Source organism: Streptomyces sp. SGAir0957 (assembly GCF_043523415.1).
The window spans coordinates 4,326,526-4,351,968 of record NZ_CP027293.1 but is presented as its reverse complement, the minus strand read 5'-3'; the positions used below and the strand labels follow the sequence as shown (position 1 = coordinate 4,351,968).

The window sequence follows — 25,443 nt, the reverse complement described above, 5'->3', positions numbered from 1 at the left end:
AAGGAGGCGCGAGGCGGCACCCGCCGCCCCGCGCCTTCTCGCGTTCCCGTGCGCTCCCGGACGAGCGCGCCTGCTCAGAGCTCCTTGCGGAACGCCTCCGCCGCGCTCAGGAAGATGTCGTTGGCCTCGGTCTCCGCGACCGTGACGCGGACGCCCTCACCGGCGAAGGGCCGCACGACGACCCCCGCCCGCTCGCACGCCGCGGCGAAGTCCAGGGTTTGCTCGCCAAGACGCAACCACACGAAGTTGGCCTGCGTCTCCGGCACGGTCCAGCCCTGCGCCCGCAGCGTCTCCACGACCCGGGTCCGCTCGCCGACCAGCGAGCCGACGCGGCCGAGCAGCTCGTCCTCCGCCCGCAGCGAGGCCACCGCCGCGTCCTGCGCCAGCTGGCTGACGCCGAAGGGAACGGCCGTCTTGCGCAGCGCCGCGGCCACCGGCTCGTGCGCGATGGCGAACCCGACCCGCAGCCCCGCGAGCCCGTACGCCTTGGAGAAGGTCCGCAGCACCGCCACGTTCGGCCGGTCCCGGTAGATCTCCACGCCGTCCGGCACCTCGGGGTCGCGGATGAACTCGCGGTACGCCTCGTCGAGCACCACGAGGACATCGGACGGCACCCGGTCGAGGAAACGTTCCAGCTCGGGCCGGCGGATGGCATTGCCCGTGGGGTTGTTGGGGTTGCAGACAAAGATGAGACGGGTGCGGTCCGTGATCGCGTCCGCCATGGCATCGAGGTCGTGGTCCTCGCCGGGCGTGAGCGGCACCCGCACCGACGTCGCCCCGCTGATCTGCGTGATGATCGGGTACGCCTCGAAGGAGCGCCACGCGTAGATGACCTCGTCGCCCGGCCCGCTGGTCGCCTGGAGCAGCTGCTGGGCGACGCCGACCGAGCCCGTCCCGGTGGCCAGATGGGTGACCGGCACGCCGAAACGGTCCGCCAGCTCGTCCATCAGCCCGGAGCAGGCCATGTCCGGGTAGCGGTTGAACGTGCCGGCCGCGGCGATCGCCCGCTCCATCACACCGGGCAACGGGGGATAGGGGTTCTCGTTGGAGGACAGCTTGTACGCCGCCGGTCCCCCGGCGGCCGCGGGCTTGCCCGGCTTGTAGGTGGGGATCCCCGCCAGCTCCGCGCGCAGCTTGGGGTTCGTCTCGCTCACCGCAGTCCTCCTCGTGGCCACCGTTCCAATACTGCTTACCTTATGAGGATTGGCCGTCCGCCCCAATGGGGCGGGACCGACCGCCCCGTGCAAGGGGGACGGGAAGGCGTACGGAGAGGGGGGAGCGCTCCGTGGACTGGCGCGCGCCGGTGGCTCGCGCCGTGGCGCGCATCACCCGTGCAGGTGAGTTGCGGCCTGCCCGCAACTTCGCCGAGTCGGCAGGCTCGTAGGTACCGACAAGTGACGTAGCACCGTCGAACCCGCCAACTCCCTGTTGTTCCATGGTCATTGACGGGCCATCACCTTGCAGAAACGTGCCTGTCAACGCGTGCATATGCGCCCCCACCATGCGGCCGCATGAGCCCTACTATCGGCTCGCCATGACAGCAGCAGGGAAGCACCAGGTGAGCCGGGCAGAGACGACCCGCAGGGGCACCCGGCCGGGCCGGGCAGGCATCAGAGACGTTGCCGCCGCCGCCGGGGTCTCGATCACGACTGTCTCCGATGCGCTCAACGGCAAGGGCCGGCTCCCGGACGCCACCCGACGCCATGTCCGCGAGGTCGCCGACCGGCTGGGCTATCGCCCTTCCGCGGCCGCCCGCACGCTCCGTACCGGCAAGTCGGGCCTGATCGGCCTGACAGTGACGACCTACGGGGATGAACCTTTCACCTTCACCGAATTCGCGTATTTCGCGGAGATGGCGAGAGCCGCGACCTCCGCGGCGCTCGCCCGCGGGTACGCGCTCGTCATCCTGCCCGCCACCTCACGCCACGACGTGTGGTCGAACGTCGCCCTCGACGGCACCGTCGTCATCGACCCCTCCGACCACGACCCGGTCGTCAGCGAGCTGGTCCGCCAGGGCCTGCCCGTCGTCTCGGACGGACGTCCCGCGGGCACCCTGCCCGTGACCGCCTGGGTGGACAACGACCACGAGGCCGCCGTCCTCGGCATCCTCGACCATCTCGCCGAGGCCGGCGCACGCCGCATCGGCCTGCTCACCGGCACCACCACCGACACCTACACCCACCTGTCCACCTCGGCCTATCTGCACTGGTGCGAGCGGATCGGGCAGGAGCCGGTCTACGAGTCCTATCCGGCGCACGACCCGTGCGCGGGCGCCGTCGCCGCCGACCGGCTGCTCGCCCGTCCGGACCGGCCCGACGCGGTCTACGGCCTCTTCGACCCCAATGGCACCGATCTGCTCGCCGCGGCCCGCCGCTACGGCCTGCGCGTACCGGAGGACCTGCTGCTCGTGTGCTGCAGCGAGTCGACCGTGTACGCGACGACGGAGCCGCCCATCACGACCCTGTCACTGAAACCGCGCCGTATCGGCACAGCCGTCATCCAGCTCCTGATCGACGCCATCGAAGGAGTCGATTCGGACCAACCGGTCGAGCAGGTCATACCGACCGAATTGATCGTGCGGACCTCCTCGCAGCGCCGCCCGCAGCGCACCACGGTCAGCCCGCCCCGCTCCCCGGGGCAGGGCTGACCGGCCCCACTCACCCTCCGGACCGGCCGCGGACGCCGCGGCCGAGGGGAAAAGTCCACACCAATTCGGGAGAAAAGTGTGGCGAACAGCCGCCCGTCACCGATTCACCACCCCTGGTGCATCACACAGCACGAGCCGCATTCCTATGATGGGCGGACGACACCGCGGGCCGCTGCGACCAGGCAGTCCGATCCGGTGCACAGGCGGCGCAATGGTGGAGGGGTCGATGACTCAGGGGGCCGGTCAGGGACCCGCAGCGCGCACGGAGACGCTGCGTGACTTCCGCGTGCCCGCGTACGTCCATGACGTACCGGCGAACGTGCAGCCCACCGAGCCTGTTCCCGACTCCCCCGAGGCGGAGCGGTTCCCCGACGGCTACACGCCGACCGAGCGCGACCTGCCCGTCATCAACCGGGGGGACACGGTGCGGATGGAGACCACCGCGCCCGCGCCCCGGTCGAGCGACGAGAAGGGGCCGCTGTACGTCGTGGGCGACGTGCACGGCTACCTCGACGAGCTGCTCGCGGCGCTCCGCGAGAAGGGCCTGGTCGACGCGGACGGCGCCTGGGTGGCGGGCAACGCGCGCCTGTGGTTCCTCGGCGACTTCACCGACCGCGGCCCCGACGGCATCGGCGTCATCGACCTCGTGATGCGGCTGAGCGCCGAGGCGGCCGCCGCCGGCGGTTACTGCAAGGCGCTCATGGGCAACCACGAGCTGCTGCTGCTCGGCGCGAAGCGGTTCGGCGACACGCCGGTCAACTCGGGCGCGGGCACTGCCACCTTCCAGGCGGCCTGGTTGCTCAACGGTGGACAGAAGTCCGACATGGACCGCCTCCAGGACGTGCATCTGCAGTGGATGTCCCGGCTCGACGCGATCGAGATCGAGGACGACCACCTCCTCATGCACTCCGACACGACCGCCTATCTGGACTACGGCGACTCCATCGAGGCGGTCAACGACACGGTCCGCGAGACCCTCACGCGCAACGACGCGGACGAGTGCTGGGACGTGTTCCGCAAGCTGACCAAGCGCTTCGCGTTCCGCGACGAGGAGTCGGGCCCCGGCGCCGTACGCGAGCTCCTCGGCGCCTACGGCGGCTCGCGCGTCGTGCACGGCCACAGCCCGATTCCGTACCTTCTCGGCGAGGTCGGCACCGAGGACGCCGACGGCGAGGACAGCGGTCCGGTCGTCGAGGGGCCTCATGTTTACGCGGGTGGGCTCGCCATCGCCATGGACGGCGGCGTCACGATGGCCGGAAAGCTGCTGGTCCAGCAACTCCCCATGCATGGCTGAGAGTTCCCCGGGCAGGCGCCGTGGACGGAGCGTCCGGCGCGCCGACGGCTGAATTTCGAAAACCCCCTGTCACGGCGTGCTGTGACCGCTCTACCATCGGCTTATCCGTAGCAGGCTCCCCTCCGTTTCTGCCCGACGGCTCGTAACCATGCGGGCCACCAAGCCCTACGGAGCATCGGGGGATGCACATGAACAGCGCTCCGCATTTGCTGAACGAGGACCGCCCCGAGTTCGAGCGGATCCTCGATGAGGCGCTGCGTACCGCACCCAACCGGCCTGATCTCGCCGCCGTGGGCCAGCGGCTCAACCCCGAACAACTGCGCACCATGGCACTGAACGCCGCCGCACTGATCAGCACGGCGGCAGCCACCGAGTACGAGCAGTACACCAAGGTCCGCGACGAGCTGCGCGCCGCTCCGCAACCCGTCCGTCCGCTACGTGAAGGAGGCTCCTCCAGCTCGGCCGAGTCCGGCGGCTCCAGCTCCATCGGTTTCGCCGCCAGGGTGGGCGAGGTCGCGGAGACCACGGGACCCGGCGTCGCCGCGGTCGCCGTCGTCCTCGCCCCGGTCCTCGCCGGGACCGCGGCCGCCATCTTCCTGCTGGTCGGCTACATCCTGAAGATGCTCAACCCGCAGCCCGACTTCGCCGGCACCCTGCTGTCCGTCGGCTGGGTCTTCGGCGCGCTCACCGCGGCGGGCATCCTCGTCGCCGCGGTCTGCCTGCTCCTGACGGCCCTGCGCAACGGGTCGACCTCGCTGCAGGCAAGCGCCCACGGCGAAGCCAACAAGGAGGTGGCGCGCGCCAGGGAAGCCTGGGCCGAGGCGCTTCTCGAGCGGGGCATCCTGCCGTTCCTGCGGGACGCCCAGGCCCGGACCGCCCTGGGCGGCGGTTCGCTGAGCGGCGGCAGGGGCGGCGGCTCCACCGGCCGTATGCCCCAGCTCGGCTACAACAGGCCCGGGTTCAGCAGCCCCGACGGCGGCGGTACCGCCACGGGGCAGCGTGCCGGGTTCTCCAGTCCGGACTTCTCCAGCCCGGACTTCGGGGGCCCCGAGCACCAGCCGGACTGAGCCGGGGACAAGGGGCTCGGGGTGCACGGTGTGGCCCCGAGCCCGTCGTCATCCGCGCTCGCCGGTCAGTTGGCGAGCGGCAGGTAGACGCGATTGCCCGCCTCGGCGAACTCCTTCGACTTCTGCTCCATACCGGCCTCGACCTCGGCCTGCGTGGTGCCGTGCTCGCGACGGATGTCCTGCGAGATCTTCATCGAGCAGAACTTCGGGCCGCACATCGAGCAGAAGTGCGCCGTCTTCGCCGGTTCGGCGGGGAGCGTCTCGTCGTGGAACTCGCGGGCCGTGTCCGGGTCGAGGGCCAGATTGAACTGGTCCTCCCACCGGAACTCGAAGCGGGCGTCCGAGAGTGCGTCGTCCCAGTCCTGCGCTCCGGGGTGCCCCTTGGCGAGGTCCGCCGCGTGCGCCGCGATCTTGTACGTGATGACGCCGGTCTTCACGTCGTCGCGGTTGGGCAGGCCGAGGTGTTCCTTGGGGGTGACGTAGCAGAGCATCGCCGTGCCCCACCAGGCGATCATCGCGGCGCCGATTCCGGACGTGATGTGGTCATACGCCGGAGCGACGTCCGTGGTCAGCGGGCCGAGCGTGTAGAACGGGGCCTCCTCGCAGATCTCCTGCTGGAGGTCGATGTTCTCCTTGATCTTGTGCATCGGGACGTGGCCCGGCCCCTCGATCATGGTCTGGACGCCGTGCCGCTTGGCGATCGAGTTCAGTTCGCCGAGTGTCCTGAGCTCGGCGAACTGAGCCTCGTCGTTGGCGTCCGCGATCGAGCCGGGGCGCAGCCCGTCGCCGAGCGAGTACGTGACGTCGTACGCGGCGAGGATGTCGCAGAGCTCCTCGAAGTGCTCGTAGAGGAAGCTCTCCCTGTGGTGTGCGAGACACCACGCGGCCATGATCGAGCCGCCGCGCGAGACGATGCCGGTCTTGCGGTTGGCGGTCAGCGGGACGTACGGGAGCCGGACTCCGGCGTGGACCGTCATGTAGTCCACGCCTTGTTCGGCCTGCTCGATGACGGTGTCCTTGTAGATCTCCCAGGTCAGTTCCTCGGCCTTGCCGTCGACCTTTTCGAGAGCCTGGTAGAGCGGCACGGTGCCGATGGGGACGGGGGAGTTGCGCAGGACCCATTCGCGCGTGGTGTGGATGTTGCGGCCGGTGGAGAGGTCCATGACGGTGTCGGCGCCCCAGCGGGTCGCCCACGTCATCTTCTCCACTTCCTCCTCGATGGACGAGGTGACGGCGGAGTTGCCGATGTTGGCGTTGACCTTCACCAGGAACCGCTTGCCGATGATCATCGGCTCGATCTCCGGGTGGTTCACGTTGGCGGGCAGCACCGCGCGGCCTGCCGCGATCTCGTCACGGACGACCTCAGGGGCGACGTTCTCCCGGATGGCCACGTACTCCATCTCCGGGGTGATCTCGCCCCGCCTGGCGTACGCGAGCTGGGTCACGGGCTCGCCGGTCCTGCCGCGGCGCGGCTGACGAGGGCGGCCTGGGAAGACCGCGTCGAGGTTGCGCAGCCCGCCGCGCGGCGAGGTGTGCTTGATGCCGTCGTCCTCGGGGCGGGCGGGGCGGCCCGCGTACTCCTCGGTGTCACCGCGGGCGATGATCCAGTTCTCCCGGAGCGGGGCGAGCCCCCTGCGCACGTCGGTGTCGACGGTGGGGTCGGTGTACGGGCCGGAGGTGTCGTACAGCGTGACGGCCTGGCCGTTGGTGAGGTGCACCTGGCGGACCGGCACGTTGAGGTCGGGGCGCGAGCCCCGGATGTACCCCTTGTGCCAGCCGATGGACTTCCCGGCCTCCGGCTCAGAGCCGTTGGAGGCAGGCGTGCGTGCGTCCGTTGTGGTCATGAGACCTACTCCCTACGCCGGCATTACCCGGTAACAGGTTCGGCGGTCGACGCAGCGGTGTTCGTCGGCGGCGTTTCACGCTGTTTCACGTGAAACCGCATGGACGAAGGTCAGCGCCCTCTCAGCCCGGTGCTCCGAGCTCCCGCGTGTGCAAAGTGCCTCCACGCTAGCGTCACTTCGGACGCGTTGAACAGAGGGCCCCTGTCGTTCTTGCGATGATCGGGCGGTGACCACGACGCAGCAGCCTCCGCCTCCGCCGCCCCAACCTCCGCATGGAGAGGGTCCATCAGGGCACGGACCTGGCGGGCACGGCCACTCTCACAGTCATGGCCCCGCCGCCCCCGTCTCACAGCATCTGCGCAAGGTCATCGCGGCGATCCTGGTGCCGTTCTCCATGGCCGTCGTCGTCGGTCTCGTGGTGCTGTGGCCCGGCGGCGCTCCTGAGCACGAGCGCACCGGCGTCGGCTTCGACCGGCAGACGCAGCAGGCCACGGTCGCCGAGGTCGAGAAGGTGGACTGCAAGTCCGTGAACGCGACGGGCTCCGCCACCCAGGACCCCTCGGGCACGTCGACGCAGAACCCGTCCTCGGGTACCTGTGAGAAGGCGACGATCCGGGTCGACACCGGCAAGGACACGGGCCGTACGTTCACGGAGATCATCCAGCCGGACTCGCCACGGCAACTGCGCGAGGGCCAGAGGGTGATCGTCGCCTACGCGCCGGACGCTCCCAAGGAGTTGCAGTACTCGGTCACCGATGTGAACCGCAAGCTCCCCATGGCGCTCCTCGCCGGGATCTTCGCCCTGGTCGTCGTGGTGGTGGGCCGCATGCGCGGCGTCATGGCGCTGGTCGCGCTCGCGGTCAGCTTCCTGGTGCTGACCCTGTTCATCCTCCCGGCGATCCTCCAGGGCTCGAACCCGTTGGTCGTGGCGGTCGTCGGGGCGAGCGCGATCATGCTGATCGCGCTCTACATGTGCCATGGCCTGACGGCCCGTACCTCGGTCGCCGTCCTGGGCACCCTCGTATCGCTGCTGCTCATCGGGCTGTTGGGGTCGCTCTTCATCGGCTGGGCCGCGCTGACGGGCAACACGGACGACAACACCGGCCTGATCCACGGGCTCTACCCGGACATCGACATGAGCGGTCTGCTGCTCGCGGGCGTCATCATCGGTTCGCTCGGGGTCCTGGACGACGTGACGGTCACGCAGACGTCGGCGGTGTGGGAGCTGCACGAGGCCAACCCGACGATGGGCTGGCGCGGCCTGTACCGGGCGGGCATCCGGATCGGCCGCGACCACATCGCGTCCGTCGTCAACACCCTGGTCCTGGCGTACGCGGGCGCGGCGCTGCCGCTGCTCCTGCTGTTCTCGATCGCGCAGAGCAGCGTGGTCGACGTGGCCAACAGCGAGCTGGTGGCCGAGGAGATCGTGCGCACGCTGGTCGGTTCGATCGGCCTGGTGGCGGCGGTGCCGGTGACCACCGCGCTGGCCGCCCTCGTGGTCTCGGCCGACCGTCCGATGCCCGGCAAGCCTGCGCGGACCGCTCCGGGACGCGGTGGTGGAGGCCGACGACGCAAGCGCTGAGCGGCGCGGAACGGCTCGGGTGCACCGCGCCGCACAGGCGTCACGTCGTCGACTGCCGGGTCAGCCCGCGTTCTGCTCCTCGGCGAGAATCCGGTCGAGCGCCTCGTCGAGTTCGGCCTCGTAGTCGGCCAGGGCCTGTTCCTGTCCGAGGGGGACGAGCTTGTCCGTGCGGTCGAGGAACGCGACGAGCGGGGCGACCCCGGCCCGGAACAGCGCGTGATCACCGCCCACTTGCAGCCGGATGTGCACGTCCACCGGCAACTCGTCGGCGCCGCCTCCCGCGTTCTCCACGGGCATGATCCGGACGTCGCCGTCACCGGTGGCCCCGTTGACCCCGTCGACGAGGAGCTCCCTGCCGAATGCCCAGGTCACGGGCGCGTCACCAGGGAGATGGAACGTGAGGCGTACCGCATACGGATCGGCGGACTCGTACCGGAGCTCCACCGGGATGCGGAACGACAGCTCCTCGGAGACGAGGAAGCTCATCATGACCTCTGCTTGCACTGCTTGTACCGACTCGCGCATCGCCTACCCCGTCAATGTGACGTCGATTGGCCAGGAATGACCTTCCTGACGCTGCTGGCATCTTGCTCAACGTACACACTTAATTACAAGGAGTGAGTTTTCAGATGCTGATAGAGAAGGCGAGTGTCCCTACGAGGTTGCCGATCTCGTCCTGCAGCCGGCGTGCGAGGGGCAGCAGCCGGTCCGCCTGATGTGCGGGAAGGGAGATGGCCACGGTCGCCGCGGTCGAGCCGATGGTGACCGGGAACGCGGCGCAGGCCGTGCCCAGCGCATACTCCTGGCGCTCGATCAGCGGCTCCATCCGACCCACGGTCCGCAGCTTGCGCAGCAGCGTCCGGTCGTCCCGTACCGAGTACGGAGTGAGGGCGCGGGCCGGATGGCGGTCGAGATGGTCCCGGCGGGCCTCCTCGCCGAGCTGGGAGAGCAGGCACTGGCCGATCGCGTGGGCGTGCCCGGTCGCGGTGAAGTCGGCCCACTCCTCGACGGCCGGACTGGCCGGGGTGTCGGCTACGGCGACGATCTCGATCTCGCCGTCGCGGTAGAGCGCGAAGTAGACGGGCACGCCGAGCGTGTCCCGCCAGTGGCGCAGCGCGTCGGTGATCATGATGCGACGATTTTGCTGGGCTCCACGGCTGCTCAGCCGCTCCACCGCGTCCCCGAACAGGAAGACGCCTCTGTCCCTGCGGAGATAACCCTCATGCGTCAGCGTGCGCAGCAGGTGGTAAGCGGTGGGGAGGGCGACTCCGGCCTCCCGGGCGAGCTGCTTGGCGGGAGCCCCCTCGTCATGTGCGGCGACCGCCTCCAGCAGCCGCATGGCGCGCTGAACGGAGCCGATGAGCGTCTGCGAGGGTGCTGAAGCGGGATCGGCCAAGGTTCACTCCCGGTACACGTGCGTCCCCCCGCATTTCTTGGGATCGCGGGGATGGGAGGCATCGGAATCCGGACTTTAACCCTTGGCCACCGCTCGATACGGCCCCGGAACGGAAACTTCCCCCGGTCCAGCGAACCGTCGCACCCTGCAACGAACGACGCTCCGCGCGCCGCCCGGCCTCACCAGTCGCTGCGCGAGGACGAGCCCGCCATGAACCTCCGCACGAGGTAGATGAGTCCACCCACCAGGGCGGCGAAGACCAGCACCTTGAAGAGCAGGCCGATCACGAACCCGACGACGCTGGCGATCAGGCCGCCGAACACGACCAGGGCGATGACCGGCACCGCGACCCACTTCACCCACCACGGCATGCCCGCGAATATCTCTCGCACTGCCCTCGCTCCTTCGCTCCCGAGGCCCTCGCCGGGACTCTTCCGACTTCCTGTACCCGATGCTGACATGCCGGGGGCCCGTGCGGGGCGCCGCGATCCCTTGTCCTCCCCTGACCCGACCCTTAGGGAATCCCAGGGTCGGGGGTCAGCTCTCCGGGGGAGAGAAGACGACCAGGACCCGCAGGTCCTCGCTGATGTGGTGGAACTTGTGGGCCACGCCCGCCGGCACGTACACCACGCTGCCGCGCCCGACCTGGGTGGTCTCCATGCCGACGGTGATCGAGGCGCGGCCGCTGACCACGAGGTAGACCTCGTCCTGCTGGTGCGGCTGCTGCGGGTCGTGGTCCCCCGCGTTCAGCGCGTACAGCCCGACCGACATGTTCCGCTCGCGCAGGAACTGCAGATACGCGCCGTCGTTCGCGGCGCGCTCCGCCTCCAGTTCGTCCAGCCGGAATGCCTTCATCGCCCTTGTCGTCCTCGCCGTCTGTGCTCGTCACGCCTGTCACGCTCGTCACCGGCACCACCGCCGGTCCCGTCTGCCACGATCAGACACATGTTGAATTTCGTAGTCAAGACGGTCGCCAACGCGGGGGCGCTCGCCGTCGCGGTGCTGCTGGTCGACAAGATCACGCTGACCGGGGACAGCACCGGCAAAAAGATCGGCACGCTGGTCCTGGTGGCGCTCCTCTTCGGCCTGGTCAACTGGCTGGTGAAGCCGGTCGTGAAGGTCCTCACCTTCCCGCTCTTCATTCTGACCCTCGGCCTGATCACGCTGGTCGTGAACGCCCTGATGCTGTTGCTCACCTCGTGGCTGGCCGACAAGCTCGACCTGAGCTTCCACGTCGAGGGCTTCTGGACCGCCGTCCTCGGCGGCCTCATCATCTCGATCGTCTCCTGGGCGCTCAACGTCGTCCTGCCCGAGAAGGACTGAACCGCCATGACCTTCCGCGTCTGCTTCGTGTGCACGGGCAACATCTGCCGCTCGCCCATCGCCGAACACGTCTTCCGCACCCGCGTCGAGGAAGCCGGCCTGTCCGGTGCCGTCGAGATCGACAGCGCCGGAACCGACGGCTGGCACGTCGGCGAGAACGCCGACCCGCGCACCGTCCGCGTCCTGGAGGAGCATGGCTACGCCACCGCGCACACGGCCCGCCAGTTCGACGCCGACTGGTTCGCGCGCCTCGACCTCGTGATCGCCCTCGACGCGAGCCACCTGCGCACCCTGCGCCGCCTTGCACCGACCCCGCAGGACGCGGAGAAGATCCGCCTGCTGCGCTCCTACGACCCCGCCGCCGGTGACGACCTGGACGTTCCCGACCCGTACTACGGCGGCACGGCCGGATTCGAGGACTGTCTGCGGATGGTGGAGACGGCCTGCGAGGGGCTGCTTGACGCCGTGCGCGACGCGGTGGAGGGCCGAGCGGCCTGAGCCATGACGAGGGCTACGCACAACAGACGGCCCGAGCCTCCCCCCTCGTGGCTCGGACCGTCCCGGTTCTGCGCGCGAAGAACCGCGCCCACAAGGCTAGTTGACTGTCTGTCAGTGTCCAATCACGGTAGCGACAGGGACGCATCGGCATATTTATAGTTGAGCGCGTCCTCAGGGCCGGGAGGGAGGCGCGTATCCATGGACCTCGCCTTGCTGCGCACCTTCGTCACGGTCCACCGCGCCGGTTCCTTCACCCGCGCCGCCGCCCTGCTCGGCCTCTCCCAGCCCGCGGTCACCTCGCAGATCCGCACGCTGGAGCGCCAGCTGGGCCGCCCGTTGTTCCTGCGCCAGGCGCGCGGCGTGACCCCCACGACCATCGGCGACGAGCTGGCCCACAAGGCGGCCCCGCACCTCGACGCCCTCATGGAGATCACCGAGATCGGGCTCGACGAGGAGTCCGAGGTCCGCACCTTGCACGTCGCGGGCCCTCCAGAGTTCACCGCGGAACGCGCTTTGCCCGCCCTCACGGAGCTGACCAGGAGGAACGGCCAAAGCATCGCCCTGCGAGCCTCCTTCGGCACCGCCGAGGAGTCCGTGGAGGGCCTCGCCGCCGGACATCATGATCTGGCCATCACGACGACGCGGCCGCGCGGTGCTCTGCTCACGGCGACTCCGCTCTGCGACGAAGAGCACGTCCTGGTCGCCGCTCCCCGCTGGGCCGCCCGGATCGGCTCCGGCACGCTGCACCGCGACGCGGCGCCCTCCCTCGAGAACTTCCCCGTGGTCGAGGTCCATGAGTCGCTTCCGCTGGTCGAGCGCTACTGGGCCACTGTCTTCGACTCCCGCCCCGCCGTCTCCGGCACCGTCGTCGTGCCCGACCTCCGCGCGGTCCTCGCGTGTGTGATCACGGGCGCCGGTCTCGCGGTCCTGCCGCGCTATTTGTGCGCGTCCGCCCTGGAGCAGGGGGAGGTCGTGGCGCTGCTCGATCCGCCGGTGCCACCGCTGCGTACCTACTTCCTCGTCGTGCGCTCCGGCACGCTTGCCTCACCGCGTATCGCGCGGGCGCACGAGTGGCTGTTGCGCGCTGCGGTCGACTGGTCATGAGCGGTCACGACGCGATGCGGAATGTTTCACGTGGAACCGGCCGGGCCACATTTCTCCCATGACCGTCCGACCCGTGGTCAAGCGCACCGCACGCGCTGTTCTGCTCGATGGCGACGACCTCGTCCTGATCAAGCGGACCAAGCCAGGCGTCGATCCGTACTGGGTGACCCCGGGTGGCGGTGTCGAAGCGGAGGACACGACCGTCGTGGACGCGCTGCACCGCGAGGTACATGAAGAGCTCGGCGCGAAGGTCACCGACGTGGTGCCGTGCTTCGTGGACACCGTCGAGCACATCGGCGAGGACGCCGCGACGACCGGCGTGAAGGTCCAGCACTTCTTCGTCTGCCGACTCGAGTCGATGGACCTCTCCCAGCGCCACGGCCCTGAGATCGAGGAGCCGTGCGGCGAGTACGAAGTCGTGCGCGTCCCGTTCACTCGCGTAGGAATCGCCTCGGTCCATCTGGTGCCGCTCTCCTTGCGCCACTACTTGGACGGCAACATCGAGGGCGTACGGGCGATGCACGCGCCCGACCTGGGCTGACCAGCTCTTCGGACGGCCCGTAGGGGGCTCAGTCCGCGGTCAGGACAAGGTCCTCCACCGCGTCATGGCGGATGCGGTGGCGCGGAATGCCGAGGGCGCGCAGGGCGTCGACCCCGTTGCGGATCATGCCGGGCGGACCGGAGAGATAGGCGTCGTACTCGTGCCACGGGCCGTACTGCCGCACGGCGTCCGGCAGTTGCCGATGGGCTCGTCGGTCGACGACCGGCCGGACCGCAAGCCACGGGTGGCTCTCCTCGAGCCGCAGCATCGTGTCGATGTCGTACAGGTCGTGATCGGTGCGGGCCCCGTAGAACACCTCGACCGGCCGCCGTTCCCCGTGCTCGGCGACGTCCTCGACGAGCGCCTTGATGGGAGCTATGCCGGTGCCGCCGCCCAGGCAGAGCAGGCCGCTGTCGCTGCTGTGGTCGACGGTCATGGAGCCGGCGGGCGGGCCGAGGCGCAGCACGTCACCGGGGCGCGCGCGGTGGACCAGGGCGTTGGAGACCCAGCCCGCCGGGACGGCTCGTATGTGGAACGACAGCAGACCGTCGGAGCGGGGCGCCGAGGCGAACGAATAGTTCCGCCAGATCCGCGGCCACCACGGCGTCTCCAGCGTCGTGTACTGGCCCGCCAGAAAGGGGTACGGCTGGTCGGGCCGCAGCGTGACGACCGCGATGTCGGACGTGCGCAGCTCGTGTTCGACGACCTCGGCGAACCACCAGGCGGGGGCTTTCGCCTCGTCCTCGGCGGCCGCGTCGATCATCACCTGGGAGATCGTCGTGTACGTACGGACCCAGGCGGCCTCGGTCGCCGCGTCCCAGGTGGCCGCGGAGTACCGGGCGAGCGCGGCGATGAGGCACTCGCCGACGGCCGGGTAGTGCTCGGCCCGCGTGCCGTACTTGCGGTGGCCGCGGCCCAGGTTCTTCAGGTACGGGACGAGGACGAGCTTGTTGTCGACGTGCTCGGCGGCGGTCAGCAACGCCTTGAGCAGGCGGTCCCGCTGGAGGTTCATCGCGACGGGGAAGAGCGGGCGCAGCTCGGGGTGGCGGACGAAGAGCAGCGCGTAGAAGTACGAGATGAGTTTGGCGGCCCCCGGCCCGACCTCGTCCATCGTGCGGCGCACGAGGACGGCGTCGGGCGTGGCCCTCTCGAGCGCGCGGGACGGCGGTGTGCGGTCGGGCGGGGAGGTGTGGTCGGGCGGGGAGCTGCGGTCAGCCGGAGCGGCGCGATCGGCTGGAGCGGCGCGGTCGGCGGGAGCGGCGCGCTGGTCCGGCGTGGTGCTCTCGTCCGGAGCGGCGCGCTCGTCCGGCATCGTGCTCTCGTCCGGCGTGGTGCGCGACGTGAACCAGCCGTCCCCGCCGCCCGGACCGGAATCGGCGGGCGTGGTGGTCGGAGCGTCCATGCGGTGCCTCGCCTCGAACATCTCGGGGTCGGTCTGCGTACGTCCGTCTCACTGCACACTCCAGCACTGGCTGCACGCCGCTACGGAGAGGCCCACACGGCAGAGTGCCACTCCTTTCCCTCCCGCTGGAGGAAAACCGAAAAGTACGGGTCTTTGATCTTTCCGCCTGGTTGGGCGGGGACGGCTCTGAATGCGCCATGTCGGCCACCCTGGTCCCGGGCGGGGCCTGATGCCGGGTGGCCGAAAGTATCGGGCCACTGCACCCAAAGCGGTGGACGCCACCGTGCTCCGTCCGACAGCCTGACCAGCGTGTCGACACCTTCCCTCTCCGACCTGCCCATCCGCCGTCTCACCCCGCGTGACGTGGGCGCCTGCGCCGACCTCTCCGAGGACCGGGGCTGGCCCCGCGAGGAACACAAGTGGGGGCTGCTGCTCGCCGCCGGTACCGGCTACGGCATCGACGCCCCCGACGGCGGATTCCTCACCGCCTGCGTAGTGACCGAGTACGGGCCACGGGAGCGGCCGGAACTCGCCGCGATCGGCATGGTCCTGGTCGCCGAGCGGTACGCGCGCAGAGGGGTCGGCCGGCGTCTGATGCGCCATGTCGTCGAGCAGGCGGGCACGACCCCACTGACGCTGCACGCGACACCGTACGGGCGGCCGCTCTACGAGGAGCTGGGCTTCAAGGCGACCGGTCGGGCCGAGATGGTGCGTGGCCGCTTCGTCGCCGGTGGCCCGGCGCTCACGGTGGCCACGCGCGCGGCCACCGCGGAGGACCTGTCCGCGATCCTGCGGCTCGACGCGGAGGTGTTCGGGCCCGACCGCACCCACGTCCTCGTGCGGCTTCCGGCCTTCGCGGACCAGTTGCGCGTGGCCGAGGAGCACGGGCGGCTCATCGGGTACGCCGCGGCCTGGCCGAACATGGATACGCATGTCATCGGCCCGCTGGTCGCCCGTGACACCGAGACGGCGAAGGCCCTCGTCGCTTCCCTCGCGGCGGACACGGACCGGCCGCTGCGGACCGATGTCGATGTCCGCCACGAGGAGCTGCTGACCTGGCTCAAGGAGCGCGGTCTCGAGGGTGTGAGCATGAATGCCGTGATGAACCACGGCGCCCCGGACCTGCCGGGCGACTGGACCCGCCGCTTCGCCCCGTTGACGGTGGCGGCGGGCTGACCTGCGCGGCGAGGGCCGGGGCGGTGGTCCACCTGGCTACTGGTGGACCGGCTCGGCCTCTCGCTGCCCGGAACCGGTGACGACCACGCTCGGCGCCGGGGAGCGGCGCTCCAGCGCGGCCGACACGAAGGCCAGGACGAGGGCGCTCGCGGCGAGCACCGCGCCGACCCAGTTCGGGGCGGTGTAGCCGAGGCCCGCGGAGATCACCATTCCGCCGAGCCAGGCGGAGAGCGCGTTGCCGAGGTTGAAGGCGCCGATGTTGACGGCCGAGGCGAGCGTGGGGGCGCCGGACGCCTGGTCGAGGACCCGCTTCTGCAGCGGCGGCACGGTCGCGAAGCCGAGCGCGCCGATCAGCACGATGGTGACCGCGGCGAGGATCTTGTGGTGCGCGGTCACCGTGAAGAGGGCGAGCACGAGGGCGAGGGCGCCGAGCGAGACGTACAGCATGGGCATCAGGGCGCGGTCCGCGAACCTGCCGCCGACGAGGTTGCCGCCGACCATGCCGAGTCCGAACAGGACGAGGAGCCAGGTCACCGATCCGTCGGCGAAGCCGGCCACGTGCGTCATCATCGGCGCGATGTAGGTGATGGCCGCGAAGACGCCGCCGAAGCCGAGCACGGTCATCGCCATGGCGAGTAGGACCTGCACGTTCTTGAAGGCCGCCACCTCGTGCCGCAGCCGCACGCCCTCCGGCTTGGGCAGATCCGGTACGAGCTTGGCGATGCCGACGAGCCCGAGGACCCCGAGCGCGGCCACGATCGTGAAGGTGACGCGCCAGCCGGCGGCCTGGCCGACGAACGTGCCGAGCGGGACGCCGACGACGTTGGCCACGGTCAGGCCGGTGAACATCATGGCGATCGCGCCGGCCTTTTTCTGCGGGGCGACCAGTTCGGCGGCGACGACCGAACCGATGCCGAAGAAGGCTCCGTGGGCGAGTGAGGCCACCACGCGGCCGATGAGCATCACGGCGAAGGCGGGTGCGACGGCGGAGAGCAGGTTTCCGACGATGAACAGGCCCATCAGCAGCATCAGCATGCGTTTGCGCGGGATGCGCGTGCCCAGGACCGTCATGAGCGGGGCGCCGAACATGACGCCGAGGGCGTAGCCGGTCACCAGGAATCCGGCCGTGGGGATGGAGACGCCGAAGTCACCGGCGACCTCGGGAAGCAGTCCCATGATCACGAATTCGGTGGTTCCGATCCCGAAGGCCCCGATCGCGAGGGCGAGAAGCGCGAGAGGCATGGGGTTGACCCTTCCAGACAGTTGCAGGTGCGCTTTACGTGTTACGACAATAGTTGCAGACGCTTGCTAATTGCAAGCGCGGGCAATTTCGTCCATCGACTACCCTGGTATGCAGTCGCTCCGGGACGGAGGATCCACGAGCCATGACCGCGACAGACCCCGCACTCACCGCCCTTTCCCAGGGCTGGTGCGCCCTTTCCCTTCTGCACGGGAGGATCGAGGCCCACATCGAGCGCGCCCTGCAGGCCAAGCACGACCTGAGCGTGCGCGAGTACTCCTTGCTCGACGTGCTCAGCCGTCAGCACGACGGAGAAGGCGGCCACCTGCAGATGAAGCAGGTCGCCGACGCCGTCGTGCTCAGCCAGAGCGCCACCACCCGCCTCGTGACCCGCCTCGAGGACCGCGGCCTGCTGTTGCGCTACCTGTGCCCCACCGACCGGCGCGGCATCTACACGAACGTCTCCGACGCGGGCCTGGCCCTCCTGGCTGAGGCCCGTCCCACGAACGAGACGGCCCTGCGCGAGGCACTGGATACCGCGGCCGAGAACCCCGAACTGGCTCCTCTCGTCCGGGCCGTCGAGGGGTTGGGCGTCCCCGCCTGATCCGGGCCCTGATCTGCCGCGGCTTTAGGCTGCCGCCATGGGAGATCTTGAAATAAGAGCGGCCACAGCGGAGGACATCCCGGCGATCGTCGCGATGCTGGCCGACGACCCGCTCGGCGCACAGCGCGAATCGCCCGGGGACCTCACGCCGTACCTCGCCGCCCACGCCCGTCTTTCCGCGGACCCGAATCAGCACCTCGTCGTCGCCGTACGCGAGGGCCGGGTCGTCGGCACGCTGCAGCTCACCGTGGTGCCGGGCCTCTCCCGCAAGGGAGCTACCCGGTCCATCATCGAGGGCGTGCGTATCCACGCCGACGAGCGCGGTAGCGGGCTGGGCACCCAGCTCATCGAGTGGGCCGTCGACGCGTCCCGGCGAGAGGGTTGCCAGCTCGTCCAGCTGACGTCCGACGCGACGCGCACCGATGCGCACCGCTTCTATGAGCGGCTCGGGTTCACGGCTTCGCATGTGGGCTTCAAGCTGCAGCTGTGACTGGGGTGCGGGGCGTGACTGGTGTGCGGTGGTGGCTGGGGTGCGGGGCGTGACCGGGGCGCGGTGGTGACCGGGTTGCGGTGATGACCGGGGGCGGCGGTGACCAGCTGTGGTCTGGCCGGTTTCACGTGAAACGCCTGGCCGCCCGACCCCGGCCCGTTCCACGTGAAACGGGCCTTCGATACGGGCCACCGGCACGGGGTCGGTGCATGGCCGGTGCGAGACGCCGCTACGGACCACGGCCACAGAGGCACCGTCGCGGGGGCGCCCGGCCCTCCCGTACCGCCGTGGGGCACCCGGCCGTCCAGTACCGCCGTGGGGCACCCGGCCGTCCGGCTCCGCTGTACTACTGGGGCAGCCCCCGCCACCCCTCCGGATCCACCCCACCGGGCACCGGCGCATCCGCACCGTACGGCTCCCTGGTGAAAACGAACGACCCGAGGTCCAGGTGGCTCACCGAACCGTCCGTTCGCCGGACGGCCCGCAGCACCTCCCCCGCGTAATAGCCGTCGAGGCCTGTCCAGGTGCCGTCACCGTTGGCCCGGAACCGGGAGCGCCGCCCCGCGCCGGCCGCCGGACCCAGATTCACTCCGCCGTCGGCGGTGAGGCGCAGAGCCACCACCTGCGTTCCCCAGTACCAGGGCCCGGTCAGCTCCAGAACCGCCGGATCCACCTCCGGCAGCGGCCGCCACGGCTCGGGGATGCGCGGCTCGGCCTCGGCGACGATGCTCAGCAGCTCGGCGGCCACGGTGGCAGCGGGCACACCTGACGTGCAGTTGGCCAAGGTGACGGCGGTGAGTCCGTCCTCTTCGCTCAGCCACAGGCCCGCCACGAACCCGGGCAGCGAGCCGGTGTGCCCCGCCAGCGTCCTGCCACCGCCGCGGACCAGCTGCATCCCGAGCCCGTAGGACGCCTCCCAGTCGCCGGGCAACGTCGGCGCCGCCGGCGTCCGCATCTCCCGTACGGACTCCGCGCTCAGCACCCGGTCGTCCCCGGTGGAAAGGAACGCCGCGAAGGTGGTCAGGTCGCGGGTCGTGGACCACAGCTGGCCGGCGGGGGCCATCAGCCCGAGATCCTCGCTGGGCTCCGGCAGCAGTACATCGGCGTAGGGGTGCACGGCCCAGCCCTTGGCGTGCGGTGCCTGCGCCGTGGCACCGGTGCGGCTCAGCCCGAGCGGCTCGAGGATCTCAACGCGCAGAGCCTCCTCCCACGGCACTCCGCGCACCGCCTCCACCAGTGAGCCGAGCAGGGTGTAGCCGGGGTTGGAGTAGTGATGGCGGCGTCCGACCGGGTGCCGGAAGGGCTGCTCCCCCAGGACATCGGCGAGCGTCGGCCGAAGCGCGGCGGACGACCGCTCCCACCACTCACCCGGCGTCTCCGCCGCCAACCCGGCGGTGTGCGCCAGGAGTTGGGAGATGGTGACGTCCCCCGCCCCGGTTCCGGGAAGGTGCTTCTCCAGCGGGTCACCCAGGTCGAGGAGCCCTTCGTCGCGCAGCCGCAGCACCAGCACAGCGGTGAAAGTCTTCGTGATCGAACCGATTCGGTACTGCACGTCCTCGTCGGGGCCGTGTCCGTCGACCGAGGTGCGCGAGCCCGTCCACACCAGTTCCCCGTCACGGCCGACGGCCGCGCAGAGGGACGGCGCGCGCCCGTCCTTCTGCGCGACGGCGATGCGGTGCAGGAGGGCGCGGCGGGTGGCGGGCAGCAATTCTGCGCGTGTCGTCATACGCCCAGTCCACCGTGGGTGCCGTCCGGCGTCGAGCCGATTTCACCCGAGGCTGATCAAGCTCCGGCCGCTTCCCCTGTCCGGCGCTTCCGTCACCGGGTCCCGCTGCCGGATCAGGTCTGAGCCATGTCCACGAAGCGCGAGTAGTGGCCCTGGAAGGCGACCGTGATCGTGGCGGTGGGGCCGTTGCGGTGCTTGCCGACGATGATGTCGGCCTCGCCCGCGCGGGGCGACTCCTTCTCGTACGCGTCCTCGCGATGGAGCAGGATGACCATGTCGGCGTCCTGCTCGATGGAGCCGGACTCACGCAGGTCGGACACCATCGGCTTCTTGTCCGTGCGCTGCTCGGGACCACGGTTCAGCTGGGAGAGCGCGATCACGGGGACCTCGAGCTCCTTGGCCAGCAGCTTGAGGTTTCGGGACATGTCCGAGACCTCCTGCTGACGGCTCTCGGAGCGCTTGGACCCACCTGCCTGCATCAGCTGCAGATAGTCGATGATCACGAGCTTGATGTCCTGGCGCTGCTTGAGGCGGCGGCATTTCGCGCGGATCTCCATCATCGACAGGTTCGGGGAGTCGTCGATGTAGAGGGGCGCGGCCGAGACCTCGGGCATACGGCGCGCGAGGCGCGTCCAGTCCTCGTCGGTCATCGTGCCGGACCGCATGTGGTGCAGGGCCACGCGCGCCTCGGCCGACAGCAGACGCATCGCGATCTCGTTGCGCCCCATTTCGAGGGAGAAGATGACGCTGGGCAGGTTGTGCTTGATCGACGCGGCGCGCGCGAAGTCCAGCGCGAGCGTCGACTTTCCCATGGCGGGACGGGCGGCGATGACGATCATCTGCCCCGGGTGCAGACCGTTGGTCAGCGAGTCGAAGTCGGTGAATCCCGTCGGCACACCGGTCATCTCGCCGCTGCGTGAGCCGATCGCCTCGATCTCGTCGAGCGCGCTCTCCATGATGTCGCCGAGCGGGAGGTAGTCCTCGCTGGTGCGCTGCTCGGTGACCGCGTAGATCTCGGCCTGCGCCTTGTTGACGATCTCGTCGACGTCGTCGTCGGCGGCGTATCCCATCTGTGTGATCCGCGTGCCCGCCTCGACGAGACGCCGCAGCACGGCACGCTCGTGAACGATCTCCGCGTAGTACTCGGCGTTCGCCGCCGTGGGGACGGTCTGGACGAGGGTGTGCAGATACGACGCGCCGCCGACCTTGTTGATCTCACCGCGCTTGGTCAGCTCGGCGGCGATGGTGATCGGGTCGGCCGGCTCGCCCTTGGCGTAGACGTCGAGGATCGCCTGGAAGATCGTCTCGTGCGCCGGCTTGTAGAAGTCGGCGCCCTTGAGGACCTCGACGACATCGGCGATCGCGTCCTTCGACAGGAGCATGCCACCGAGCACCGACTGCTCCGCGTCCAGATCCTGGGGCGGCACACGCTCGAAGGTGGCCGGACCGTCGTCCCATGCGCCGCCTTCCCGGCCGCGCTCGTGCTCGTCGCCGCGTCCGCGGCCACCCTGGCGGCCTTGCCGGGAAGAGGGCAGACGGTCACTGGGACCACTGTCGGCCCAGGGGTCGTCCAAGGGCTCGGAGATACTCACCGGGCCACCTCCTCCCGTCCGCCGAGCGGACCTCGCCGTGCCTCTCATTCGTACGGCACGACACTGACAAATACGGCGCCCGATTCCGGTTGTGACGCGAGGTTTTCACGAGGTTTCCGGGCCGGATGACACGGTGGGCGCCGCCCCACGTTAGGCGTGTCGGCACCGTCAGCCAATCTGGTTATCCACAGGCGGTGTGGATGACGGCCCTCTGCCTGTGGAGAACCTGGCAAAACCTGTGCACGAGCCGGTGGACAGCCCTGTGAACAAGCCCTCAGGGCTCTTCCCGCATAGGCTCTGACCTGCACATACACCGTCCACCGGCTGTGCAGAAGAAAAACTTCCCCAGTCGGCCCACGTTCTCTTGTGACATCGCCTCGCCGTCCAGATGAGCGCGCCTTAAGTAAGGGTTCAGATGCCGTTGCATCTCTTACCTGTGGAAGATTAGATTGGTGCCCATGACACAGGCTTCCGTGACACCCAAGGCTGCCCGGCGACGCCACGACCGGGAGATCGTGGCCCTGGCCGTTCCCGCCTTCGGCGCGCTCGTCGCAGAGCCTCTCTTCCTCATGGCCGACAGCGCCATCGTCGGCCACCTCGGCACGGCACAGCTGGCAGGGCTCGCCGTCGCCTCGGCCCTCCTCACGACCGCGGTCAGCGTCTTCGTCTTCCTCGCCTACGCGACCACGGCGGCCGTCGCGCGCCGGGTCGGCGCCGGTGATCTGCGGGCCGCGATCCAGCAGGGCATGGACGGCATCTGGCTCGCCCTTCTCCTGGGCGCCGCCGTCATCGCCGTCGTGCTGCCCACCGCCCCCGCCATCGTCGATCTTTTCGGCGCCTCCGACACGGCCACGCCCTACGCCGTCACCTACCTCCGGATCTCGGCGCTGGGCATCCCCGCCATGCTCGTGGTCCTCGCCGCCACCGGCGTCCTGCGCGGCCTCCAGAACGCGAAGACCCCGCTGTATGTGGCCGTCGCCGGTTTCGTCGCCAACGCCGTACTCAACCTCGGCCTCGTCTACGGCGCCGGTCTGGGCATCGCCGGATCCGCCTGGGGCACCGTCATCGCCCAGGTCGGCATGGCCGCGGTCTACCTGGTCGTCGTCGTCCGGGGAGCCCGGCGCCACGGGGCGTCCCTGCGGCCCGACGCGGCGGGCATCCGCGCCTGCGCCCAGGCCGGCGTGCCCCTGCTCGTCCGTACCCTCTCGCTGCGCGCGATCCTGATGATCGCGACAGCGGTCGCGGCCCGGCTCGGTGACGCCGACGTCGCGGCGCACCAGATCATCCTGTCCCTGTGGAGCCTGCTCGCCTTCGCGCTGGATGCCATCGCCATCGCCGGGCAGGCCATCATCGGCCGCTACCTCGGTGCCGACGACGCCCAGGGCGCCCGCGACGTCTGCCGACGCATGGTCCAGTGGGGTATCGCCGCGGGAGTCGTCCTCGGCGTGCTGGTCATCGCGGCTCGTCCTGTGTACGTCCCTCTGTTCACCAGCGATCAGGCCGTCCAGGACGCGGCGCTGCTCGCACTGATCGTGGTCGCCGTCTCCCAGCCCGTCTGCGGCATCGTCTACGTACTGGACGGCGTCCTGATGGGCGCGGGCGACGGACCGTACCTGGCCGGCGCCATGTTGATCACCCTGGCGGTCTTCACCCCCGTAGCCCTGCTGGTGCCGGTGCTCGGGGGCGGTCTCACCGCCGTATGGGGAGCGATGGCGCTGATGATGGCAGTGCGCATGGTCACGCTGTGGCTGCGCTACCGCTCCGGCCGCTGGGCGGTCACGGGCGCCACCCGCTGACCAGCGTCCCCGCCCCCGCCCTGTTTCACGTGAAACGCCATCGCGGAGGCCACAGAACAGGGAGAGGGCAAGACGCCCGCAAACGTTTGGGGCCGCACCCCGAAAGGTGCGGCCCCATACGTGCTTCAGAAGCTCTGCTCAGCGCAGGGCTCAGGCAGCGACGACCTCGACGTTGACCTTGGCGGCAACCTCGGGGTGCAGACGCACGGACGTCTCGTGGGCGCCCAGCGTCTTGATCGGCGAGCCCAGCTCGACACGACGCTTGTCGATCTTCGGGCCACCGGCAGCCTCGATCGCCGAAGCGACGTCGGCCGGGGTGACGGAGCCGAAGAGACGACCGGCGTCGCCGGAGCGGACGGCCAGACGGACGTTCACGCCCTCGAGCTTGGCCTTGATCTCGTTGGCCTGCTCGATCGTGGCGATCTCGTGGATCTTGCGCGCACGACGGATCTGCGCGACGTCCTTCTCGCCACCCTTGGTCCAGCGGATCGCGAAGTTCCGCGGGATCAGGTAGTTACGGGCGTACCCGTCCTTGACGTCGACGACCTCGCCGGCGGCACCGAGGCCGGAGACCTCGTGGGTAAGGATGATCTTCATGATTCGGTCACCCTTTCCTTATCGCGCGGTGGACGTGTAGGGCAGCAGCGCCATCTCACGGCTGTTCTTCACGGCCGTGGCGACGTCACGCTGGTGCTGCGTGCAGTTGCCGGTCACGCGGCGGGCACGGATCTTGCCGCGGTCGGAAATGAACTTCCGCAGCATGTTCGTGTCCTTGTAGTCCACGTACGTGACCTTGTCCTTGCAGAAAGCGCAGACCTTCTTCTTCGGCTTGCGCACAGGCGGCTTCGCCATGGTGTATCTCCTGTGTGATCAAGAAGTGGGGGTACGGCCCACCCTCGGCCCAGGGGCCTAGAAGGGGGGCTCGTCCGAGTAGCCGCCGCCGGAGCCGCCGGAGCTTCCGCCCCAGCCGCCACCGCCGCCGCCCTGCTGCTGGCCGCCGCCGGCAGGCGCGCTGGTCGCCCAGGGGTCGTCGGCGGGAGCACCGCCACCGCCCTGCTGACCGCCGCCGGAGCCACCGCCCCAGCCGCCGCCCTGCTGGCCGCCACCGCCACCGCCGCCGTAACCACCCTGGCCACCGCGGCCGCTGGTCTTGGTGACCTTGGCCGTGGCACTGCGCAGGCTGGCGCCGACCTCGTCGACGTCGAGCTCGTAGACCGTGCGCTTGACGCCCTCACGGTCCTCGTAGGACCGCTGCTTCAGCCGGCCCTGCACGATGACGCGCATGCCTCGCTGGAGCGACTCCGCGACGTTCTCCGCCGCCTGACGCCAGACCGAGCAGGTCAGGAACAGGCTCTCGCCGTCCTTCCACTCATTGGTCTGCCGGTCGAAGGTGCGGGGAGTGGACGCGACGCGGAACTTCGCGACCGCCGCACCGGAGGGGGTGAAGCGCAGCTCGGGGTCGTCGACAAGATTGCCGACGACCGTGATGACGGTCTCGCCTGCCATGGGGTACCTCTCGGCGGGTTTGCTGCGGACTGCTTGCTGCTACTCGGATCCCGAATACCGCTGAACTAGGAAGTTCAGTGGGTCTCGGGACGGAGGACCTTGGTCCGGAGGACCGACTCGTTCAGGTTCATCTGCCGGTCGAGCTCCTTGACGACCGCAGGCTCGGCCTGCAGGTCGATGACCGAGTAGATGCCCTCGGGCTTCTTCTTGATCTCGTACGAGAGACGACGACGGCCCCAGGTGTCGACCTTCTCGACCTTTCCGTTGGCCTCACGGACCACGGAGAGGAAGTTCTCGATCAGCGGGGAGACAGCACGCTCCTCGAGATCGGGGTCGAGGATGACCATCACCTCGTAGTGACGCATGTGGAACCCACCTCCTTTGGACTCAGCGGCCACGGTCGTTCCGTGGCAGGAGGGTTGTTATGCGTGAGCAACGGTATCGGCGGCCACTGACAATCGGCCCTCACGAGGACGACCGAGCAGGTCAGCGGGTTCGTCCCAGGTCGGGACGTGAGCAGACACCAATGCAGACGGTACAGACTACCCGCACCCCGGCTTCCGGTTGAAATCCGGCGGAAGAGGCCCACACTCGGTATACGACGGGTGTGACCGG

General features: G+C 69.6%; 26 protein-coding genes and 1 riboswitch. Of the genes, 12 read left to right on the top strand and 14 right to left on the bottom strand.

The features are described from left to right. Positions 1-74 precede the first annotated feature (74 nt). Positions 75-1,154: a histidinol-phosphate transaminase gene (gene hisC / locus C1N81_RS24285; RefSeq protein WP_394432430.1), complete on the bottom strand. Its 1,080-nt coding sequence runs from the start codon at positions 1,152-1,154 to the stop codon at positions 75-77. 380 nt (positions 1,155-1,534) lie between these two features. On the opposite strand from hisC, the gene C1N81_RS24280 reads away from it, so the two are divergent. The 3 genes from C1N81_RS24280 (at position 1,535) to C1N81_RS24270 (ending at position 5,008) form a co-directional block, all read left to right on the top strand. Next, complete coding sequence (locus tag C1N81_RS24280) at positions 1,535-2,647, top strand: LacI family DNA-binding transcriptional regulator (RefSeq protein WP_361074745.1); 1,113 nt, start codon at positions 1,535-1,537, stop codon at positions 2,645-2,647. A 226-nt stretch (positions 2,648-2,873) separates the two neighbouring features. After that, a complete protein-coding gene (locus C1N81_RS24275; protein WP_394432428.1) occupies positions 2,874-3,941 on the top strand; it encodes a metallophosphoesterase in 1,068 nt (355 codons plus the stop codon). A 182-nt stretch (positions 3,942-4,123) separates the two neighbouring features. Continuing rightward, a complete protein-coding gene (locus C1N81_RS24270) occupies positions 4,124-5,008 on the top strand; it encodes a hypothetical protein (RefSeq protein ID WP_394432426.1) in 885 nt (294 codons plus the stop codon). Positions 5,009-5,073: 65 nt separating this feature from the next. Here the strand turns inward: C1N81_RS24270 and thiC are convergent, their stop codons facing one another. Beyond that, entirely contained in the window at positions 5,074-6,852 is a 1,779-nt protein-coding gene (thiC, locus tag C1N81_RS24265) for a phosphomethylpyrimidine synthase ThiC (protein WP_394432424.1), read from the bottom strand. Then, positions 6,845-7,008: riboswitch (TPP riboswitch) on the bottom strand. It overlaps the preceding gene by 8 nt. 70 nt (positions 7,009-7,078) lie before the next feature. On the opposite strand from thiC, the gene C1N81_RS24260 reads away from it, so the two are divergent. Further along, positions 7,079-8,434: a YibE/F family protein gene (locus C1N81_RS24260; RefSeq protein WP_394432422.1), complete on the top strand. Its 1,356-nt coding sequence runs from the start codon at positions 7,079-7,081 to the stop codon at positions 8,432-8,434. A gap of 60 nt (positions 8,435-8,494) precedes the next feature. Here C1N81_RS24260 and C1N81_RS24255 read toward each other — a convergent pair whose 3' ends face one another. The 4 genes from C1N81_RS24255 to C1N81_RS24240 all read right to left on the bottom strand — a co-directional run bounded on the left by C1N81_RS24255 (position 8,495) and on the right by C1N81_RS24240 (position 10,685). After that, positions 8,495-8,959 (bottom strand): SsgA family sporulation/cell division regulator, encoded by a 465-nt coding sequence (locus C1N81_RS24255; RefSeq protein WP_394432420.1) that lies wholly within the window; start codon positions 8,957-8,959, stop codon positions 8,495-8,497. Positions 8,960-9,059: 100 nt separating this feature from the next. Further along, positions 9,060-9,830, bottom strand: a complete 771-nt coding sequence (locus tag C1N81_RS24250; protein ID WP_394432419.1) for an IclR family transcriptional regulator — start codon at positions 9,828-9,830, stop codon at positions 9,060-9,062. Between the two features lie 179 nt (positions 9,831-10,009). Beyond that, positions 10,010-10,222 (bottom strand): DUF5326 family protein, encoded by a 213-nt coding sequence (locus tag C1N81_RS24245; RefSeq protein WP_394432417.1) that lies wholly within the window; start codon positions 10,220-10,222, stop codon positions 10,010-10,012. Positions 10,223-10,367: 145 nt separating this feature from the next. Beyond that, complete coding sequence (locus C1N81_RS24240) at positions 10,368-10,685, bottom strand: cupin domain-containing protein (RefSeq protein ID WP_394432415.1); 318 nt, start codon at positions 10,683-10,685, stop codon at positions 10,368-10,370. 90 nt (positions 10,686-10,775) lie between these two features. Here C1N81_RS24240 and C1N81_RS24235 point away from each other — a divergent pair, with 90 nt between their 5' ends. The 4 genes from C1N81_RS24235 (at position 10,776) to C1N81_RS24220 (ending at position 13,296) form a co-directional block, all read left to right on the top strand. Next, positions 10,776-11,153, top strand: a complete 378-nt coding sequence (locus C1N81_RS24235; protein ID WP_394432413.1) for a phage holin family protein — start codon at positions 10,776-10,778, stop codon at positions 11,151-11,153. A gap of 6 nt (positions 11,154-11,159) precedes the next feature. After that, positions 11,160-11,651, top strand: coding sequence for a low molecular weight protein-tyrosine-phosphatase (locus C1N81_RS24230; protein WP_394432411.1), 492 nt, complete (start codon positions 11,160-11,162; stop codon positions 11,649-11,651). 198 nt (positions 11,652-11,849) lie between these two features. Further along, positions 11,850-12,755 carry a LysR family transcriptional regulator gene (locus tag C1N81_RS24225; protein WP_394432409.1) on the top strand — a complete coding sequence of 302 codons (906 nt, stop codon included), beginning with the start codon at positions 11,850-11,852 and terminating at the stop codon, positions 12,753-12,755. A 58-nt stretch (positions 12,756-12,813) separates the two neighbouring features. Beyond that, on the top strand, positions 12,814-13,296 hold the full coding sequence (locus C1N81_RS24220) for an NUDIX domain-containing protein (RefSeq protein WP_394432407.1): 483 nt from the start codon (positions 12,814-12,816) through the stop codon (positions 13,294-13,296). Positions 13,297-13,324: 28 nt separating this feature from the next. Here C1N81_RS24220 and C1N81_RS24215 read toward each other — a convergent pair whose 3' ends face one another. Further along, positions 13,325-14,698, bottom strand: a complete 1,374-nt coding sequence (locus tag C1N81_RS24215) for a globin domain-containing protein (protein ID WP_394432405.1) — start codon at positions 14,696-14,698, stop codon at positions 13,325-13,327. Between the two features lie 309 nt (positions 14,699-15,007). Between C1N81_RS24215 and C1N81_RS24210 the strand changes: the two genes are divergently transcribed. Next, on the top strand, positions 15,008-15,874 hold the full coding sequence (locus C1N81_RS24210; protein WP_394432404.1) for a GNAT family N-acetyltransferase: 867 nt from the start codon (positions 15,008-15,010) through the stop codon (positions 15,872-15,874). Between the two features lie 36 nt (positions 15,875-15,910). Here the strand turns inward: C1N81_RS24210 and C1N81_RS24205 are convergent, their stop codons facing one another. Beyond that, a complete protein-coding gene (locus C1N81_RS24205) occupies positions 15,911-17,116 on the bottom strand; it encodes an MFS transporter (protein WP_394432402.1) in 1,206 nt (401 codons plus the stop codon). A gap of 143 nt (positions 17,117-17,259) precedes the next feature. On the opposite strand from C1N81_RS24205, the gene C1N81_RS24200 reads away from it, so the two are divergent. Beyond that, positions 17,260-17,718, top strand: a complete 459-nt coding sequence (locus tag C1N81_RS24200) for a MarR family winged helix-turn-helix transcriptional regulator (protein ID WP_394432400.1) — start codon at positions 17,260-17,262, stop codon at positions 17,716-17,718. A gap of 37 nt (positions 17,719-17,755) precedes the next feature. Next, entirely contained in the window at positions 17,756-18,208 is a 453-nt protein-coding gene (locus C1N81_RS24195) for a GNAT family N-acetyltransferase (protein WP_394432398.1), read from the top strand. A 346-nt stretch (positions 18,209-18,554) separates the two neighbouring features. Here C1N81_RS24195 and C1N81_RS24190 read toward each other — a convergent pair whose 3' ends face one another. Continuing rightward, on the bottom strand, positions 18,555-19,934 hold the full coding sequence (locus C1N81_RS24190) for a serine hydrolase domain-containing protein (RefSeq protein WP_394432397.1): 1,380 nt from the start codon (positions 19,932-19,934) through the stop codon (positions 18,555-18,557). Positions 19,935-20,047: 113 nt separating this feature from the next. Further along, a complete protein-coding gene (gene dnaB, locus C1N81_RS24185; protein WP_394432395.1) occupies positions 20,048-21,526 on the bottom strand; it encodes a replicative DNA helicase in 1,479 nt (492 codons plus the stop codon). 458 nt (positions 21,527-21,984) lie between these two features. On the opposite strand from dnaB, the gene C1N81_RS24180 reads away from it, so the two are divergent. Continuing rightward, positions 21,985-23,322 (top strand): MATE family efflux transporter, encoded by a 1,338-nt coding sequence (locus C1N81_RS24180; RefSeq protein WP_394432393.1) that lies wholly within the window; start codon positions 21,985-21,987, stop codon positions 23,320-23,322. A gap of 150 nt (positions 23,323-23,472) precedes the next feature. Here C1N81_RS24180 and rplI read toward each other — a convergent pair whose 3' ends face one another. The 4 genes from rplI to rpsF all read right to left on the bottom strand — a co-directional run bounded on the left by rplI (position 23,473) and on the right by rpsF (position 25,193). Beyond that, a complete protein-coding gene (gene rplI / locus C1N81_RS24175) occupies positions 23,473-23,919 on the bottom strand; it encodes a 50S ribosomal protein L9 (RefSeq protein WP_324774709.1) in 447 nt (148 codons plus the stop codon). 18 nt (positions 23,920-23,937) lie between these two features. After that, positions 23,938-24,174: a 30S ribosomal protein S18 gene (rpsR, locus tag C1N81_RS24170; protein ID WP_003949403.1), complete on the bottom strand. Its 237-nt coding sequence runs from the start codon at positions 24,172-24,174 to the stop codon at positions 23,938-23,940. Positions 24,175-24,231: 57 nt separating this feature from the next. After that, the gene (locus C1N81_RS24165; RefSeq protein WP_394432391.1) at positions 24,232-24,828 is read right to left on the bottom strand and encodes a single-stranded DNA-binding protein; all 597 of its coding nucleotides are present in this window, start codon (positions 24,826-24,828) and stop codon (positions 24,232-24,234) included. 74 nt (positions 24,829-24,902) lie between these two features. Further along, positions 24,903-25,193, bottom strand: a complete 291-nt coding sequence (gene rpsF / locus C1N81_RS24160; protein WP_052578287.1) for a 30S ribosomal protein S6 — start codon at positions 25,191-25,193, stop codon at positions 24,903-24,905. Positions 25,194-25,443 lie beyond the last annotated feature (250 nt).

Coding starts and splice junctions, on each gene's coding strand:
- C1N81_RS24255 (WP_394432420.1), bottom strand. CDS start 8,959: ATGCGCGAGTCGGTACAAGCAGTGCAAGCAGAGGTCATGATGAGCTTC.
- C1N81_RS24270 (WP_394432426.1), top strand. CDS start 4,124: ATGCACATGAACAGCGCTCCGCATTTGCTGAACGAGGACCGCCCCGAG.
- C1N81_RS24275 (WP_394432428.1), top strand. CDS start 2,874: ATGACTCAGGGGGCCGGTCAGGGACCCGCAGCGCGCACGGAGACGCTG.
- C1N81_RS24215 (WP_394432405.1), bottom strand. CDS start 14,698: ATGGACGCTCCGACCACCACGCCCGCCGATTCCGGTCCGGGCGGCGGG.
- C1N81_RS24235 (WP_394432413.1), top strand. CDS start 10,776: ATGTTGAATTTCGTAGTCAAGACGGTCGCCAACGCGGGGGCGCTCGCC.
- C1N81_RS24165 (WP_394432391.1), bottom strand. CDS start 24,828: ATGGCAGGCGAGACCGTCATCACGGTCGTCGGCAATCTTGTCGACGAC.
- C1N81_RS24225 (WP_394432409.1), top strand. CDS start 11,850: ATGGACCTCGCCTTGCTGCGCACCTTCGTCACGGTCCACCGCGCCGGT.
- C1N81_RS24190 (WP_394432397.1), bottom strand. CDS start 19,934: ATGACGACACGCGCAGAATTGCTGCCCGCCACCCGCCGCGCCCTCCTG.
- rpsR (WP_003949403.1), bottom strand. CDS start 24,174: ATGGCGAAGCCGCCTGTGCGCAAGCCGAAGAAGAAGGTCTGCGCTTTC.
- C1N81_RS24200 (WP_394432400.1), top strand. CDS start 17,260: ATGACCGCGACAGACCCCGCACTCACCGCCCTTTCCCAGGGCTGGTGC.
- C1N81_RS24240 (WP_394432415.1), bottom strand. CDS start 10,685: ATGAAGGCATTCCGGCTGGACGAACTGGAGGCGGAGCGCGCCGCGAAC.
- C1N81_RS24180 (WP_394432393.1), top strand. CDS start 21,985: ATGACACAGGCTTCCGTGACACCCAAGGCTGCCCGGCGACGCCACGAC.
- rplI (WP_324774709.1), bottom strand. CDS start 23,919: ATGAAGATCATCCTTACCCACGAGGTCTCCGGCCTCGGTGCCGCCGGC.
- rpsF (WP_052578287.1), bottom strand. CDS start 25,193: ATGCGTCACTACGAGGTGATGGTCATCCTCGACCCCGATCTCGAGGAG.
- C1N81_RS24205 (WP_394432402.1), bottom strand. CDS start 17,116: ATGCCTCTCGCGCTTCTCGCCCTCGCGATCGGGGCCTTCGGGATCGGA.
- C1N81_RS24230 (WP_394432411.1), top strand. CDS start 11,160: ATGACCTTCCGCGTCTGCTTCGTGTGCACGGGCAACATCTGCCGCTCG.
- thiC (WP_394432424.1), bottom strand. CDS start 6,852: ATGACCACAACGGACGCACGCACGCCTGCCTCCAACGGCTCTGAGCCG.
- C1N81_RS24220 (WP_394432407.1), top strand. CDS start 12,814: ATGACCGTCCGACCCGTGGTCAAGCGCACCGCACGCGCTGTTCTGCTC.
- C1N81_RS24195 (WP_394432398.1), top strand. CDS start 17,756: ATGGGAGATCTTGAAATAAGAGCGGCCACAGCGGAGGACATCCCGGCG.
- C1N81_RS24280 (WP_361074745.1), top strand. CDS start 1,535: ATGACAGCAGCAGGGAAGCACCAGGTGAGCCGGGCAGAGACGACCCGC.